The 369-nt window shown below is 63.7% G+C and carries 1 protein-coding gene; it reads left to right on the top strand.

From position 1 onward, the window contains the following. Positions 1 to 369, top strand: a 369-nt coding sequence (locus tag AC0IYH_RS29890) for a hypothetical protein (protein ID WP_471837710.1), incomplete at both ends; no start/stop codon positions are given.

The raw sequence follows: 369 nt of genomic DNA, 5'->3' as shown, positions 1-369 counted from the left end.
GATTTCTCCGGCATGCCACCGATCATGAAGCGGCTGGCGCTGACGCAGTTCTTCACCTGGTCGGCGTTTTTCATCATGTGGATCTACACGACGCCCGTCGTTGCCCAATATGTCTACGGATCGGCCGATCCCGCCAGCGAGGCGTATAATCAGGGCGGCAACTGGGTCGGGATCATGTTCGCCGCGTACAATTTCGTTGCGGCGATCGTGGCGGCGTTCCTGTTGCAGCCGGTCGCGCGGCGGTTCGGCAAGGTTCGGACACATGCCGCTGCGCTGGCGATCGGCGCGGCGTCATTCCTGTCGTTCTTCGTGATCCGCACGCCGGCGATGCTGCTGCTGGCGGAGGTGGGGATCGGCATCGCCTGGGCG

Source organism: Pseudomonas sp. AC463, assembly GCF_979253585.1.
This window is presented reverse-complemented; position numbering and strand designations above follow the sequence as displayed.